Below are 14,091 nucleotides of genomic sequence, written 5' to 3' on the forward strand. Positions count from 1 at the left end.
CCCACCCTCCGCTGTTCGCACTCACCCTGCCACCTCTTCCGTCTGCCCGCCCGCCGGCGCCGGGACCAGCCCGGCGTGCCCGCCGGTGGACCCGTGCCCGCCGGTCCCGCGTCGGGACGCGGGCAGCTCCGCCACCGGCCGGAAATCGGCCCGCGCGACCCGCTGAACGACGAGCTGCGCGATCCGGTCGCCCCGGCTGATCTTCGCCGGTGCCTCCCGATCATGGTTGATCAGGTTGACCAGGATCTCACCCCGGTAGCCGGCGTCGACCGTACCGGGCGCGTTGAGCACCGTCACGCCGAGCCTGGCCGCCAGCCCCGATCGGGGATGTACCAGGCCGACGTACCCCTCGGGCAGCGCGATGGCCACGCCCGTCGGCACCAGGGCCCGCCCGCCGGGCGGCAGCTCCACGTCCGTGGCGGCCACCAGGTCCGCGCCGGCGTCGCCGGGGTGGGCGTACGCCGGCAGCGGCAGCTCGGGGTCGAGCTGCCGTACGGGCACGGGTACGAGGTCTGTCACGGTCTTCCTCTTCCGTCCGGTCCTTGCGGGGGTGACCCTGCCATCCTGCCGGTTGGCGGGCCGGCCGTGCGCCGTACCCTCGGACTGTGCGCCCGTCGTCGTCCCCGTCCGCCCCGGTGTCCCCGGTTGCCCCTGCCCGGGGGTACTCGGAGCGGCTCACCCTGCCCTGGTGGGCCTGGCCGGTCGGCCTGGCGCTGGCCGGGCTGCTCGCCGCCGAGTTGTGGCTGGGCGCGACCGGCGTCCGCGCCTGGCTGCCCTTCGCGGTGCTGATCCCGGCGACCGTGGCGGCGCTGGCCTGGCTGGGCCGGATCCGGATCGCGGTCAACACCGACGAGCTGCGGGTTGACGACGCCCGCCTCCCGGTGCGGTACGTCGCCGACGTGGTCCCGCTGGACGCGGCCGGTCGGCGTGAGGTGCTGGGCGTCGGGGCCGACCCGCTCGCCTTCGTGGTGCAGCGGCCGTGGGTCGGCGCCGCGGTGCAGGTGGTCCTGGACGACCCGGCCGACCCGACCCCGTTCTGGGTGGTCAGCACCCGGCACCCGGTCGAGCTGGCAACCGCGGTCCTCGCCGCCCGCGACCGCGCCTGACCCGGCTGACACCGCACGCCACGCTCCAGCGCGCTGATTCACGAAAACAGTGGCCATCCGCCCCGGGATGGCCACTGTTTCCGTGAATCAGGCCCCACCCGTAGGCGTGAGTCGGGTCCTAGCCGGCGGGTCAGGGCAGGGTGGGACGGGAGCCGCCCGGCAGTTCCCGGCTCCGGCGGCGCAGGTCCTTGCGGAGCTGGTCGGCCAGGGTCCGGGTGGCCCGCCGGTTGAGGTAGCCGGCGACGGCGGCGCCGGTCAGGAACGGTCCCAGCGTGGTCAGGTTCCGGCCGAACCGGCGCAGCAGGCTGTCCCGCAGCTCGCGGCGGGCCGCGGTGCCCAGCACCGCGCTCACCCCGACCCCCGGCAGCATCGGGTTGATCCCCCGCTGGCCGGCCCAGGACTGCACCAGCGCGACCGCGCGCTGCGTGCCGCCGGTGGGCAGCGGAGCCCGGTGGATCTCGTGCAGCTCACCGATCAGCTTCAGCTCGATGGCGACCACCGCCACCGTCTCGGCGGCCAGCAGCACGGGCGCGGAGAGCAGCGTCGGGGTGACCGCCCACTCCACCGCGGCGACCCCGCCGCCGGCCGCGCCGACCCCGGCGGTGGCCCGGGCCGCGTTGCGGATCAGCCGCTCGGCCAACTCGTCGTCGTTCAGGTCGGGGAAGTGCCGGCGGAGCGTGGCCAGGTCACGGATCGGTACGTGCGGGGCGACCTCGGCGACGGTGTCCGCCATCCAGCGGACGGCCGCCTTGGGCTTGAACAGGTCGGTGAGGCCACGGGCGCGCGCCTGACCGACCAGCCGGGCGAGGAGTTGCCGGCGACGGGCGGGCGCGATGTCGTCGGCGGTGAGCGCGGCGACGGTCGCGCCGAGCTGGTCGGCGTCGGCACCGTCGGGCCCGCACGGGCCGAGTCGCTCGACGTCACCGTGCCCGGTGGTGCCCTCGACGCCGGTCCCGTCGGCGTCCGGTCCACCGGTTCGCTCGCTGCGCTCGGTCACCTGTCCGCCCTCCCCTGGTCCGCGCGGCGTGGCAGCCGCCCGTACGAGTCAAGCAGCTTCCCGCCACCGGCGCACGGCGGCTCGAACAGCGGCGGCCCCGTCGAGGAGGCCGCCGCCGGTGACACGCGTCGAAGTCAGACGCACTCTCGGCAGATCAGTTCGCCGTTCCGCTCGACCGCGAGTTGGCTGCGGTGGTGAACCAGGAAGCAGCGGCCGCACCGGAACTCGTCCTGCTGCATCGGTAGCACCTTGACCGTGAGCTCCTCGTCGGCCAGGTCGGCACCGGGCAGCTCGAAGCTCTCCGCCACCTCGGCCTCGTCGACGTCCACGGCGCCCGACTGTGAGTCGACCCGCCGTGCCTTCAGCTCTTCCAGGCTGTCCTCGCCGAGGTCGACCTCGTCGCGACGCGGGGCGTCGTAGTCGGTGGCCATCGGTTTCACTCTCCCATATCGATATGGTCGCTTCCGGTTGTAACGCCGGGCGACGCTGTTTCGGTTCCACTGGCCGGCCACCAAATCTGTCGGTCACCCGACCCCGACGACCGGTGGGCCGGGTCGCCAGAGGAACTCCCCCAGCGAGCGCGGAACCTTACCCCCCCTTTGGGCGAGGCATGTATACCGCCCTCGCGGCAGAGATGTACGCCCCTGCGCCCGAAGTTGTTCCCGATGTGACTCAGGCGACACGAAGATAGGGGTAGTAGTACCCGTTCCACCGGTGGCGCGCCGGCATGTCGGACTGTTTCCACGCCACGGCCGGACAACCGTTAACCTCAGCGACGTACTCGACGGCCCGACCGTTGGCGGCCGCCGCCACCCAATCACTGTCCGGGGAGCGCCCAGATGAGTTTTGCGCGAGTGCGGGCACTCGTTGTCGTCGGCCTGTTGGCGGTTCTCGCCCTGGTCTTCGTGGTCATCGCACTGGTGCGCGACACCCAGAGCAACGCGGGCATCGCCGCGGGCTGCCCCAAGGACTGGCCGCTCGCCGACGTCACCCTGCGTGAGCCCAAGGACGTCAAGATCAACGTTTACAACGGCACCGACGAGCCGGGCCTGGCCGGCAGCGTCGCGGACGACTTCCGCAACCGGAAGTTCCAGGTCAAGAAGGAAGGCAACGCTCCCAAGGCCGTGGACGACGTGGCCGTGCTGCGATTCGGTCCGAAGGGTGTCGGCTCCGCGCACCTGCTGCGGGCCTATTTCCTCGACAACGCCGATCCGCAGTTCGACCCGAAGCGCAAGGACGACACGGTCGACGTGATTCTGGGCAACAGCTTCCAGCAACTGGCCACCACCACCGAGGTCAATCAGTCCCTCGGTGACCTCGGTTCGCCGGTCGCCCCGACCGGCACCTGTCCCGCCCCGATCGACAAGTAACTCCGATCACGGTCGGCCGGACGGCCGACCTGATCCACACGAATCTCCCGGAAAGAGTGGCCGCCCCGACCCGGTAGGCCATCCTTTCCGGGAGATTCGGCGTCTTTCCGGGGCCGGGCTCGCCCGGGCCGGACCCGGGCCACGGCCCGGAAAGGCCGACACGCGGCGCGGCGGGGCGGGGACGGGTCAGGGGCCGCCGGAGGCGTCGAGGGCGGCGAGCCGGGTGTGCAGCGGCTCGAAGAGCGCCGGCGGGGCGGCGATCACCAGGTCCGGACCGGCCGGCCGCCCGGACAGCCCGGTCACCAGCAGCCCCGCCTCGCGGGCGACCAGTCCGCCCGCGGCGAGGTCCCAGGCGGCCAGCCCCTTCTCGTAGTAGGCGTCCACCCGTCCCTCGGCGGTCAGGCAGAGGTCCAGTGCGGCGGCGCCCATCCGGCGGATGTCCCGGACGTGCGGGATCAGCTCGGCGACCACCCGGGCCTGGTGCGCCCGGCGGCCGGCGTCGTAGCCGAAGCCGGTGGCGACCAGCGCCTGTCCCAGGTCGGTCTCGGTGGAGCAGCGCAGCCGCTCCCCGTCCCGCCAGGCGCCGCCGCCCGCGGTGGCGGTCCACTCCTCGCCGGTGGCGATGTTGCGCACCACCCCGGCCACCACCTCGCCGTCGACCTCGGCGGCGAGGGAGACCGCGCAGTACGGCAGCCCGTAGAGGTAGTTGACGGTGCCGTCGATCGGGTCGACGATCCAGCGCACGCCGCCCTCCCCGGCCGTGCCGGTGGAGCCGGCGCCGTACTCCTCGCCCAGCACCGCGTCGCCGGGGCGGAGCGTCCGCAGGGCGTCGAGCACCTGCCGCTCCACCGCCCGGTCGGCGGCGGTGACCACGTCGGTGACGGTGCTCTTGGTCGCGGCGACCGACACCCCCTCGGCCCGCATCCGGTGGGCGGTGGCGGCCCCGTCCCGGGCCACCTCGACGGCGATCTTGAGCAGTTCCCGCGGCGTGGGCGCCGAGCCGATCATGTTCGTCCCCTTCCCGCACGACCGGGGCCGGCCGGCTCGTACGTGGGTATCATCCTTACAAAGTCCACATCTGCGCCGAATCGGCGGTCCACACCGTCGGTACGGCGTGCGGCGCGGGATGATCGCCGTAGACGGCGTTACAATTCACCCTGCCCACGCGCCACGGACCGCCAGCGACCGGCCGGCCCGGGACACGGGGGTCCCTCAACGACATCGTCCGGCACCGCGCTCCGCCGCTGCGCCGGACGAACCCGGCCGTGCTCGCTCTTCGCCTCCGGAAGGTCATTCGTGACAGAACCCCGCCAGACCGGCGCCGACGTTCGCTCGCTCACCGACACCCTGATCGCCCACGCGCAGAGCGCCGGCGGCCAGCTCACGTCGGCCCAGCTCGCGCGCACCGTCGAATCCGCTGAGGTGACCCCGGCCCAGGCCAAGAAGATCCTGCGGGCGCTCTCCGAGGCGGGAGTGACGGTCGTGGTCGACGGCTCCGCCAGCACCCGCCGCCGCGTCGCCGCCGCCCGGTCCGCCACGCCCGCCTCCCGGGCCACCACCGCCAAGACCACCAAGAAGGCCGCCGCGCCGGCCCCGAAGCAGGCGCCGGCCGCCGAGGAGGCCCCGGCGACCCCCGCCCCGCGGAAGGCGACCGCCCGCAAGGCCACCGACACCACCGCCGAGGTGGCCGCCAAGGCCGCCGCCCCGGCGAAGGCCACCAAGGCGACCCGGGCCACCAAGGCGACGGTGGCGGCCAAGACCGCCGCGGCGAAGCCGGCGAAGGGCGCCAAGGGCGAGGGCGCCGAGGGGGACGTCGACCCGGAGGAGCTGGCCGCCGAGATCGAGGACGTGGTGGTCGAGGAGCCGGCCGAGCTCACCCGGGCCGCCGAGACCGACGCCGCCAACTCCGCGAGCGACAACGACTTCGAGTGGGACGACGAGGAGTCCGAGGCGCTCAAGCAGGCGCGTCGTGACGCCGAGCTGACCGCCTCCGCCGACTCCGTCCGGGCGTACCTGAAGCAGATCGGCAAGGTGCCGCTGCTCAACGCCGAGCAGGAGGTCGAGCTCGCCAAGCGGATCGAGGCCGGCCTCTACGCCGCCGAGCGGCTGCGCGCCGCCGACGAGGGTGAGGAGAAGCTCACCCGGGACATGCAGCGGGACCTGCTCTGGATCTCCCGGGACGGTGAGCGGGCCAAGAACCACCTGCTGGAGGCGAACCTCCGGCTGGTCGTCTCGCTGGCCAAGCGCTACACCGGTCGTGGCATGGCCTTCCTCGACCTGATCCAGGAGGGCAACCTCGGCCTGATCCGCGCGGTCGAGAAGTTCGACTACACCAAGGGCTACAAGTTCTCCACCTACGCCACCTGGTGGATCCGCCAGGCCATCACCCGCGCCATGGCCGACCAGGCCCGCACCATCCGCATCCCGGTGCACATGGTCGAGGTGATCAACAAGCTCGGCCGGATCCAGCGCGAGCTGCTCCAGGACCTGGGCCGCGAGCCCACCCCGGAGGAGCTGGCCAAGGAGATGGACATCACACCGGAGAAGGTGCTGGAGATCCAGCAGTACGCTCGGGAGCCCATCTCGCTCGACCAGACCATCGGCGACGAGGGTGACAGCCAGCTCGGCGACTTCATCGAGGACTCGGAGGCCGTGGTCGCGGTCGACGCGGTCTCGTTCTCGCTGCTGCAGGACCAGCTCCAGCAAGTGCTGCAGACGCTCTCCGAGCGCGAGGCGGGCGTGGTACGCCTGCGCTTCGGCCTCACCGACGGCCAGCCGCGCACTCTGGACGAGATCGGCCAGGTGTACGGCGTCACCCGGGAGCGCATCCGTCAGATCGAGTCGAAGACCATGTCCAAGTTGCGGCACCCCTCGCGTTCCCAGGTGCTCCGCGACTACCTGGACTGACCGCGCACGTCAACCAGTCGTGTCGGTTTGATCACCAGCCGTACAACACTCATTAGTGATCGGTCGGTTGCCTGTTCGTGATCGTTGACGTGGCACCCTTGGTGCACGGCACACTGTCCTCCACGCCAGGTGTGACCTCGGTCCCCCGCGGGCACACAGGGAAGGCAGGGCCCGAGAAGGGTGTTGCACGATAGGTGAGCAACGACCGAAGAGAGTGTTCATCGGTGACGACCAGAGGAGGAAGGCGATGACCCCGACCCTCACGCCGCCGCCCGAGACGGTGAGCCCCCCGGCCGCCGATGAACGGTGCGACCGCTGCAATGCTGCCGGCAAGCTCCGGATCACTCTGGCGGGTGGGAGCGAGCTGGTGTTCTGTGGGCACCACGCGAACAAGTACGCGGAGGATCTCGTGAAGATCACCGTGCGGTACGCGACGGACCCGGAGTTCAGCTGGCGTGGCACCGATCTGATGGCGAACTGAATCAGCAGTCCGACGACATAGCCGACCGGAGGCACCCAGACGGGTCGCCTCCGGTCGGCGTTTCTGCGTCGAACCCGAAGCCGGCGGCCGTCCCGGGGATCGCCGCCGGTTCACCCGGACGAGGTGATCGCGTCAGAGGGTCTGGACGGTGGCGATGCGCTCTTCGAGCTGCTCGATCGTCGCCTGGGCGCTCGGCGGGCCGCCGCAGAGCCGGCGCAGCTCGGCGTGGATCTTGCCGTGCGGTTGGCCGGTGCGGTGGTGCCGGGCGGCCACCAGAGCGTTCAGCTGCCGCCGGAGGGCCACCCGGCGCTGGGCGGCACTCATCGGCGGGGCCACCGGCGCCGGGGCCGCAGCGGCCGGCTCAGCGGTCCGCTGGGCGGCCTTGCGGCGCTGGGCGGCGAGCTGGTCGGCCTGCCGTTTGGTGAGCAGCATGGAGACCTGATCGGCGGTGAGCAGCCCGGGGAGGCCGAGGTATTCCTCCTCCTCCGGGGTGCCGGCCTGGGCGGCCGTGCCGAAGGACGCGCCGTCGAAGATCACCTGGTCCAGCTCGGCGGTCGCGGAGAGCGCGGCGAACCGCTTCTCCAACTCGCCGCTGGCCGCATCGTCGCGCTGGGCGCGCTCCAGCAGGTCGTCGTCGAAGCCGTCGGACTCCTTCGCCTTGCCGAGCACGTGGTCCCGCTCGGCCTCCATCTCGCTGGCCAGCCCGAGCAGGTGCGGCACGCTGGGCAGGAAGACCGAGGCGGTCTCCCCGGACCGGCGGGCCCGGACGAACCGGCCGATCGCCTGGGCGAAGTAGAGCGGCGTGCTGGCGCTGGTCGCGTAGACGCCGACCGCCAGGCGGGGGATGTCGACGCCCTCGGACACCATCCGGACCGCGACCAGCCAGCGCTGCTCCGACGCCGCGAACGTCGCGATCCGCGCGGAGGCGCCCTGGTCGTCGGAGAGCACCACGGCGGCCTTCTCGCCGGTCACCTGCTCGAGCAGCTTCGCGTACGAACGGGCGACCTGCTGGTCGCTGGCGATCACCAGGCCGCCGGCATCGGGCATGCCGTTGGCGCGCAGCACGGTCAGCCGGGCGTCGGCGGCCCGCAGCACCTGCGGCATCCAGTCGCCGGCCGGGTCCAGCGCGGTACGCCAGGCCTGCGCGATCAGATCCTGGGTCATCGGCTCGCCGAGCCGCGCCGCCAGCTCCTCCCCCGCGTTGGTGCGCCACCGGGTCTCCCCGGAGTACGCCAGGAACAGCACCGGCCGGACCACGCCGTCGCGCAGCGCGTCAGCGTAGCCGTAGACGGAGTCGGCGCGGGAGCGCAGCAGCCCGTCCCCGCCGCGCTCGTAGCTGACGAACGGGATCGGGTTGTCGTCGGAGCGGAACGGCGTACCGGTGAGCATCAGCCGGCGCACCGCGGGCTCGAAGGCCGCTTTCACCCCGTCACCCCAGGTACGCGAGTCACCGGCGTGGTGGATCTCGTCGAGGATGATCAGCGTCCGCCGGGTCATGGTGCGCCGCCGGTGGACCTGCGGCGCCATGCCGACCTGGGCGTACGTGACGACGGCGCCGTGGAAGTCCGCGGCGGAGTGCAGGTCGGCGTTGCGGAACGCGGCGTCGAGCTGGATGCCGACCCGGGCGGCGGCGACCGCCCACTGGGTCTTCAGGTGCTCGGTCGGGGCGACCACGGTGACCGCCTCGACGGTGCCGTCGTTCAGCAACTCGGCGGCGATCCGGAGGGCGAAGGTGGTCTTGCCGGCGCCGGGCGTGGCGACCGCGGTGAAGTCCTCGGTACGACGGCGCAGGTACTCCACCATCGCCCTGCGTTGCCAGGCACGCAGGGGCGGGAACGTCTCGAGCGCCGGCAACCGCGGTGGCACGCGCAGCTCCTCTCCGACCGCACGACGGCGGGCCACGGCCGAGGGCCACGGGTACCGCCGCCCATGAAAAGGCCCTCGCGCATCCGGTGCTGCGAAGGCCGATTCAGCATAACCAGCGGGGGCGCTTCGCCCCACTCGACGCCACGCTGGTCACATCCGGCCGGCCGCCGGCGCGGCGGTCAGCCCTGCGGCCCGCGGGTGCCGGTGCGCGGCGGGCGCAGCGTGGCCACCGGCGCGGACCAGCGCCGGCGCAGCGCCACCAGGCGCAGCACGAAGACGAAGATGGCGGCGGCGATCAGCGGCACCGCCTTGACCTGCCCGTACGCCACCAGCAGGGCCACCACGATCGACCCGGCGAGCGCGGCGACGGCGTAGATCTCCCGGCGCAGCACCACCGGGATCTCGCCGGTGAGCAGGTCCCGGCCCAGCCCGCCGCCGATCGCGGTGAGCGTGCCGATCATGCAGGCGCCGACCGCCGGTACGTGCGCGTCGAGCGCCTTGAGGGTGCCGGTGACGGTGAACAGCCCGAGGCCGGCCGCGTCGAGCACCAGCACGGTGGTGCGCAGCCGGGCGAGTTGGGGGTGCAGCCGGAAGACGGCGGCTGCGGTGACCGCTGCGGTCACCGCGTACCGCCAGTCGGCGAAGGCCAGCGGGGGGACCTCGTCGATGACCAGATCCCGGAAGATGCCGCCGCCGAGGGCGGCGACCACGCCGACGAAGACCACGCCGAACAGGTCGAGCCGTTTCGCCACCGCGGCGGAGGCGCCGGAGGCGGCGAAGACCGCTACGCCGGTGAGGTCGGCGAGCAGCAGGGCGGTGGAGGTGGTCACCGCCGCAGGCTACGCGGGCGGGCGGCGGAGCCGCCCACGATCACGCGCCCCAGGAGTCGTAGATCTCCTTGCACTTCGGGCAGACCGGCGACCCGGGCTTGGCGGCCTTGGTCACCGGAAAGGTCTCGCCGCAGAGCGCGATGACGAATGTGCCCATGACCGCACTTTCGGCGATCTTGTCCTTGCGCACGTAGTGGAACATCTCGGGGCCGGTGTCGGCGTCCTTCAGCTCGGGACGCTCAAGAACTTCTGTACTCACGTTTACACCTCCAAATCTCCAGTTTTGCAGGTCCCCCTGGGGCGGTCCACCGCAGGCCGGCCGGAGGGCGGCCCGTACCGTAACGGAAGTGACCAACTTTCACATCGGTTTCGGCGCCGAGGTGGCCGACGCCCTGCGCGACGGGCGTCCCGTCGTGGCCCTGGAGAGCACCATCGTCTCGCACGGCCTCCCCCGGCCGGACAATCTGCTGGTCGCGCGGCAGATCGAGCAGGCGGTCCGGGACGCGGGCGCGGTTCCGGCCACCATCGGCATGGTCGCCGGCGAGCTGATCGTGGGGCTGGACGACGCCCAACTGACCCGACTCGCCACGGTCGACGGGGTGAGCAAGCTCTCCGTACGCGATCTCGCGGTGGCGGCGGCCACCGGGGCGGACGGCGCGACCACGGTGGCGGCGACCAGCGCGGTGGCCGCGGCGGCCGGCATCGGCGTCTTCGCCACCGGTGGCCTGGGCGGCGTGCACCGGGAGGCGGCGCAGACCTTCGACGAGTCGGCCGATCTGGTCACCCTGGCCCGGACCCCGATCGCGGTGGTCTGCGCCGGGGTCAAGTCGATCCTCGACGTCGGCGCCACCCTGGAGCGGCTGGAGACGCTGGGGGTCGGCGTGATCGGTTACCGCACCCACCGCTTCCCCGGCTTCTACCTCACCGACGCCGGCTTCGACCTGGACTGGTCGGTCCAGTCGCCGGAGCAGGTGGCCGACGTGCTGCTGGCCCGCGAGCGGCAGGGCGTGCACCACGGCGGGCTGATCGTGGCCAACCCGCTGCCGACCGACGAGCAGCTCGATCCGGCACTGCACGACCGCACCCTCGCCGACGGGCTGGCCCGGCTCGCCGCCGACGGCGTGACCGGCAAGGCGGTCACCCCGTTCCTGCTGGCCCACTTCCACTCGGCCACCGAGGGCGCCAGCCTGGCGGTGAACGTCCGGATCATCCTGCGCAACGCCGACCTGGCGGCGCGGATCGCGGTCGCCGCGGCGGCCCGGCGTACGGCATGAACAGGCTCGTCGTGGTCGGCGACGTGATCACCGACGTGGTCGCGGTGCTCGGCGGTCCGCTCGCCACCGCGTCGGACACCGCCGCCGGAATCCGGTTCAGCGGCGGCGGCCAGGCGGCCAACACGGCGGCCTGGCTCGCCGCCCAGGGGGCGGACGTCACCCTGGTCGCCGCGGTCGGCGACGACGAGACGGGCCGCGAGCGGGTCGCCGAGCTGGAACGGGTCGGCGTGACCTGCGCGGTCGAGCGGCACGAGGGGTATCCGACCGGCACGGTGATCGTGCTCGCCCATGCCGGCGAGCGCACCATGATCAGCCAGCGCGGGGCGAACCTGCGGTTGACCGCCGCGCAGGTCGACCGGGCCCTGGCGGCGGCGCCCGACGCCGGGCACCTGCACCTGTCCGCGTACACCCTGCTCGACGCCGGGTCGCGCGGCGCGGGACTGCGCGCGCTTGCCGTGGCGCGCGAGCGTGGGCTCACCACCAGCGTCGACGCGGCCTCCGCGGCGCCGCTGCGGCGGGTCGGCGCGGCGGCCTTCCTGGCCTGGGTACGCGACGTCGACCTGCTGCTGGTGAACACGGACGAGGCGACGGTGCTCGCCGGTGGGCTGGACCCGGCGGCGCAGGCACGGGCACTGACCGCGGTGGCCCGGCGGGTGGTGGTCAAGCGGGGGGCGGCCGGCGCGGTCTGGGTGGACCGTGGCGGGGCGGTCGAGACGTCCCCGGCGCGCGGCGTGCCGGTGGTCGACGTCACCGGGGCGGGCGACGCCTTCGCCGCCGGCCTGCTCACCGCCTGGCTCGACGGCGCGGACCCGCGGGCGGCGCTGTCCCGCGCCGGGGACCTCGGCGCGCTCGCGGTCTCGTCGGTGGGGGCCCGACCGGCTCCCTGACCCGGCACGGTCCGGGTCCGGCGTCGACCGGGCCCGGACCGACCGGTCACGGCTCGGCGTCGATGACCTTGTGCGCCGGTTCCTCGGCGGAGAGCGCCATCGGCGGGCTGTCGTCGCGGTGGCGGTGGTGCAGTTTGTTGGCCAGCCGGTGTTCCTCCTTGGGCGGCCGGTCGTTGGCCAGCAGCACCGCCAGCCACGGGATGAACACCATCCCGAGACCGAGCAGCGGCAGCCAGAGCCAGAGCAGTGGGGCCTTCACGCCGACCAGGACCGCTCCGACCACCAGGCACGCCACCCGGATACCCATCATCAGCACGTAGCGCTTCTGCCGGCTGTTGAGCTGGTCGTCCTGGCTGCGCGAGGCGTCGGTGATCAGGATCGGCTGGTACGCCTGACGCTTCACCACGGACCTCCTCGAGGGGATACGCCCCATCCTGTCACCACCGACGGTTGATCGGCGAAAATCGTGACAAGGCAGCGCGTGTTACGTGCGTGGTACGCTCCGGTCGTGGGCGACCGGTTCAGCTTCACCGACGAGGCGTTGGCCAACCTGCGGGTCTACGACGTCACGCCCGGGGAAGTCTGGGAGGCCCTGCACAGCACCCGACGGGTCATCCGGCACCTCGGGGACGACGTCATGGTGGTCTACGCGACCGACCACCGGGGTCGTCGCCTCGCCGTGCTGCTGGCCGAGGCCGACGGCACCGACAACGACTGGGACATCCTCTCCGCCCGCGAACTGAGCGACGTCGAGGCCAAGCGCTACGACGAGGCCGTGCGGAGATCGCGCCGACGAGGAGGCGGTCACGATGCACCGTAACGAGGCGACCAAGCGGTTCCACGACGGCGGCGACGCGCTCGCCGACCTGATCGACGAGACCCAGCCGGCGGAGCTGCCCACCCCCGACACCGACGTGCCGATGGTCAGCCGCTCGGTACGCCTCCCGCTGGAGACGTACGAGCGGGTCCGGGCCGCCGCCGAGGCGCGCGGGATCGGGGTGACCACGCTGATGCGGCAGTGGATCGAGGCCGGCCTGGCCGACCTGGACGACTCGGCGACGGTCTCCCTCGCCGACGTGCGCCGGGCCCTCGCCGCCCTGTCCCGCCCCACCGCCGCCTGACCGGCCGCGACGGCTACATCGGCGACGCCGGACGCTCGGCGGGACGGCCGTGCCCGCGCAGGGCGTCGGCGGCCGCCACCGACCCCAGCACGACGGCGGAGGTGGCCAGGACGGCGATTGCCGGGAGGCTCCGCATCAGCGGGATCAGCGCCACCAGCACCGCCGCGGCGATCACCCGCGGGCGGGACACCCGGCCGAAGATCTCGTACTCGAATCGCGCCCGGGCGGCCAAGAAGAGTGCCGGGCCACCCAGCACCACCACCGCCCACACCGGATCGTCGCGGCCGGTGGGATGCTTGATGACCAGCTCGTAGCCGACCGCGGTGAGCACCACCGCGACGACCATCGTCAGGTGCGTGTAGGTCGCCGACTCCCCCAGCCGGCCGGGCCGGCGGGCGAGCGCCAGCGCCTCCCCGAGCAGATGCCCGGCCCGGTGGAAGTAGATCCGCCACAGCAGTGCGGTCGTGACGAACGCCAGCACGAACGCCGACGCCGAACCGCGGACGAGGTCGGTGCCGCTGGCCGCCACCCCCATCACCAGGATGCTCTCCCCCAGGGCGATCAGGAAGAACTGCTGGTAGCGCTCGCCGAGGTGCTCCCCGGCGATGGTGATGCCCGCGGCCCGCCGCCGGCCCAGGCCCGGGACCGGCCAGCCGGTCGCCGCGCCACCGTAGTCCATCAGCAACGCCAGCACCCACAGCGGCAGCTGCCACCGGTGCGGTCCGATCGCCCCGACCAGCCACGGCACCGCACTCGCCACGCCCCAGCACAGCAGGCGGACCGTCGCCCGGGGGAGACCGTCCCGCAGGAACAGGACGAGGAGCAACGCGCGGCCCACCTGCACGGAGACGTACGCCGTGGCGAAGAGAACATCGCGCTCGTGGAAGGCCCGCGGCAGCGCGACCGCCATCACCATGCTGCCGAACATCGTCCACACCACGATCGCCTGTCCCAGCGCGCGGTCGGAGTTCAGCCGGCTGGTGGACCAGGCGGTCAGGGACCAGACCATCCAGAGCGCCAGGAACAGAAGCAACGCCTCGACCGCGCTGGACAGCACGTCCCCGTCGGGCGTCTCCAGCCCGGCGATGAGCCGCTGCGAGACCCGGGTGAGCGCGAAGACGTACGCCAGGTCGAGGAAGAGCTCGAGAAACGTGGCTCGTGGGGGCGGGACGAGTTCCTCGGCCAGTCGCCGCTCGTCGACCATTCCCACTCCGTCCGCCACCGCCCCGGACGTCCAACGAGCGGTCGGGAT

The 14,091-nt window shown here is 72.9% G+C and carries 17 protein-coding genes; 8 read left to right on the forward strand and 9 right to left on the reverse strand.

Translation table 11 applies throughout. The annotated features are described in order from the left end of the window. Window positions 1-21: 21 nt before the first annotated feature. Window positions 22-519: a dUTP diphosphatase gene (dut, locus tag ACL02O_RS02950; protein ID WP_412816357.1), complete on the reverse strand. Its 498-nt coding sequence runs from the start codon at window positions 517-519 to the stop codon at window positions 22-24. Window positions 520-605: 86 nt separating this feature from the next. Here dut and ACL02O_RS02955 point away from each other — a divergent pair, with 86 nt between their 5' ends. Next, window positions 606-1,106, forward strand: coding sequence for a DUF3093 domain-containing protein (locus ACL02O_RS02955; RefSeq protein ID WP_412816358.1), 501 nt, complete (start codon window positions 606-608; stop codon window positions 1,104-1,106). A 130-nt stretch (window positions 1,107-1,236) separates the two neighbouring features. On the opposite strand, the gene ACL02O_RS02960 is transcribed toward ACL02O_RS02955, so the two are convergent. Together ACL02O_RS02960 and ACL02O_RS02965 are read right to left on the reverse strand one after the other, a co-directional pair. Next, the gene (locus ACL02O_RS02960; RefSeq protein WP_412816359.1) at window positions 1,237-2,103 is read right to left on the reverse strand and encodes a hypothetical protein; all 867 of its coding nucleotides are present in this window, start codon (window positions 2,101-2,103) and stop codon (window positions 1,237-1,239) included. A 134-nt stretch (window positions 2,104-2,237) separates the two neighbouring features. Next, complete coding sequence (locus ACL02O_RS02965; RefSeq protein WP_046565779.1) at window positions 2,238-2,534, reverse strand: DUF4193 domain-containing protein; 297 nt, start codon at window positions 2,532-2,534, stop codon at window positions 2,238-2,240. Between the two features lie 423 nt (window positions 2,535-2,957). On the opposite strand from ACL02O_RS02965, the gene ACL02O_RS02970 reads away from it, so the two are divergent. Continuing rightward, window positions 2,958-3,473: a LytR C-terminal domain-containing protein gene (locus tag ACL02O_RS02970; protein ID WP_412816409.1), complete on the forward strand. Its 516-nt coding sequence runs from the start codon at window positions 2,958-2,960 to the stop codon at window positions 3,471-3,473. A 186-nt stretch (window positions 3,474-3,659) separates the two neighbouring features. Here the strand turns inward: ACL02O_RS02970 and ACL02O_RS02975 are convergent, their stop codons facing one another. Continuing rightward, entirely contained in the window at window positions 3,660-4,481 is an 822-nt protein-coding gene (locus ACL02O_RS02975) for an inositol monophosphatase family protein (RefSeq protein ID WP_412816360.1), read from the reverse strand. A gap of 288 nt (window positions 4,482-4,769) precedes the next feature. On the opposite strand from ACL02O_RS02975, the gene ACL02O_RS02980 reads away from it, so the two are divergent. Together ACL02O_RS02980 and ACL02O_RS02985 are read left to right on the forward strand one after the other, a co-directional pair. Then, entirely contained in the window at window positions 4,770-6,380 is a 1,611-nt protein-coding gene (locus ACL02O_RS02980; RefSeq protein WP_412816361.1) for an RNA polymerase sigma factor, read from the forward strand. A gap of 247 nt (window positions 6,381-6,627) precedes the next feature. Continuing rightward, window positions 6,628-6,861 (forward strand): DUF7455 domain-containing protein, encoded by a 234-nt coding sequence (locus ACL02O_RS02985; protein WP_412816362.1) that lies wholly within the window; start codon window positions 6,628-6,630, stop codon window positions 6,859-6,861. 132 nt (window positions 6,862-6,993) lie between these two features. On the opposite strand, the gene ACL02O_RS02990 is transcribed toward ACL02O_RS02985, so the two are convergent. The 3 genes from ACL02O_RS02990 to ACL02O_RS03000 form a co-directional block, all read right to left on the reverse strand. Then, the gene (locus tag ACL02O_RS02990; protein ID WP_412816363.1) at window positions 6,994-8,727 is read right to left on the reverse strand and encodes a DEAD/DEAH box helicase; all 1,734 of its coding nucleotides are present in this window, start codon (window positions 8,725-8,727) and stop codon (window positions 6,994-6,996) included. 179 nt (window positions 8,728-8,906) lie between these two features. Then, window positions 8,907-9,557 (reverse strand): trimeric intracellular cation channel family protein, encoded by a 651-nt coding sequence (locus tag ACL02O_RS02995; RefSeq protein WP_412816364.1) that lies wholly within the window; start codon window positions 9,555-9,557, stop codon window positions 8,907-8,909. Window positions 9,558-9,597: 40 nt separating this feature from the next. Then, window positions 9,598-9,816 carry a DUF3039 domain-containing protein gene (locus tag ACL02O_RS03000; protein ID WP_412816365.1) on the reverse strand — a complete coding sequence of 73 codons (219 nt, stop codon included), beginning with the start codon at window positions 9,814-9,816 and terminating at the stop codon, window positions 9,598-9,600. An 88-nt stretch (window positions 9,817-9,904) separates the two neighbouring features. On the opposite strand from ACL02O_RS03000, the gene ACL02O_RS03005 reads away from it, so the two are divergent. Both ACL02O_RS03005 and ACL02O_RS03010 read left to right on the forward strand, forming a co-directional pair. Then, the gene (locus ACL02O_RS03005; protein WP_412816366.1) at window positions 9,905-10,831 is read left to right on the forward strand and encodes a pseudouridine-5'-phosphate glycosidase; all 927 of its coding nucleotides are present in this window, start codon (window positions 9,905-9,907) and stop codon (window positions 10,829-10,831) included. Continuing rightward, window positions 10,828-11,718 (forward strand): carbohydrate kinase family protein, encoded by an 891-nt coding sequence (locus ACL02O_RS03010; protein WP_412816367.1) that lies wholly within the window; start codon window positions 10,828-10,830, stop codon window positions 11,716-11,718. Before ACL02O_RS03005 ends, ACL02O_RS03010 begins: the two co-directional genes overlap by 4 nt. A gap of 46 nt (window positions 11,719-11,764) precedes the next feature. Here ACL02O_RS03010 and ACL02O_RS03015 read toward each other — a convergent pair whose 3' ends face one another. Continuing rightward, the gene (locus tag ACL02O_RS03015; RefSeq protein ID WP_412816410.1) at window positions 11,765-12,121 is read right to left on the reverse strand and encodes a DUF3099 domain-containing protein; all 357 of its coding nucleotides are present in this window, start codon (window positions 12,119-12,121) and stop codon (window positions 11,765-11,767) included. A gap of 105 nt (window positions 12,122-12,226) precedes the next feature. Between ACL02O_RS03015 and ACL02O_RS03020 the strand changes: the two genes are divergently transcribed. Together ACL02O_RS03020 and ACL02O_RS03025 are read left to right on the forward strand one after the other, a co-directional pair. Beyond that, entirely contained in the window at window positions 12,227-12,538 is a 312-nt protein-coding gene (locus ACL02O_RS03020; protein ID WP_357314747.1) for a hypothetical protein, read from the forward strand. Beyond that, window positions 12,528-12,839 carry a hypothetical protein gene (locus tag ACL02O_RS03025; protein ID WP_393178301.1) on the forward strand — a complete coding sequence of 104 codons (312 nt, stop codon included), beginning with the start codon at window positions 12,528-12,530 and terminating at the stop codon, window positions 12,837-12,839. The genes ACL02O_RS03020 and ACL02O_RS03025 overlap by 11 nt, the downstream gene beginning before the upstream one ends. A 13-nt stretch (window positions 12,840-12,852) precedes the next feature. Here ACL02O_RS03025 and ACL02O_RS03030 read toward each other — a convergent pair whose 3' ends face one another. Beyond that, the gene (locus tag ACL02O_RS03030) at window positions 12,853-14,043 is read right to left on the reverse strand and encodes a low temperature requirement protein A (RefSeq protein WP_412816368.1); all 1,191 of its coding nucleotides are present in this window, start codon (window positions 14,041-14,043) and stop codon (window positions 12,853-12,855) included. Window positions 14,044-14,091: the final 48 nt, after the last annotated feature.

Source organism: Micromonospora mangrovicola, from assembly GCF_047200535.1.
Classification (GTDB): Bacteria; Actinomycetota; Actinomycetes; order Mycobacteriales; family Micromonosporaceae; genus Micromonospora.

What these genes read in the sequence shown, in the direction of transcription:
- ACL02O_RS03030 (WP_412816368.1), bottom strand. Translation starts at nt 14,043, where the DNA reads ATGGTCGACGAGCGGCGACTGGCCGAGGAACTCGTCCCGCCCCCACGA.
- ACL02O_RS03025 (WP_393178301.1), top strand. Translation starts at nt 12,528, where the DNA reads ATGCACCGTAACGAGGCGACCAAGCGGTTCCACGACGGCGGCGACGCG.
- ACL02O_RS03010 (WP_412816367.1), top strand. Translation starts at nt 10,828, where the DNA reads ATGAACAGGCTCGTCGTGGTCGGCGACGTGATCACCGACGTGGTCGCG.
- ACL02O_RS02985 (WP_412816362.1), top strand. Translation starts at nt 6,628, where the DNA reads ATGACCCCGACCCTCACGCCGCCGCCCGAGACGGTGAGCCCCCCGGCC.
- ACL02O_RS02975 (WP_412816360.1), bottom strand. Translation starts at nt 4,481, where the DNA reads ATGATCGGCTCGGCGCCCACGCCGCGGGAACTGCTCAAGATCGCCGTC.
- ACL02O_RS02965 (WP_046565779.1), bottom strand. Translation starts at nt 2,534, where the DNA reads ATGGCCACCGACTACGACGCCCCGCGTCGCGACGAGGTCGACCTCGGC.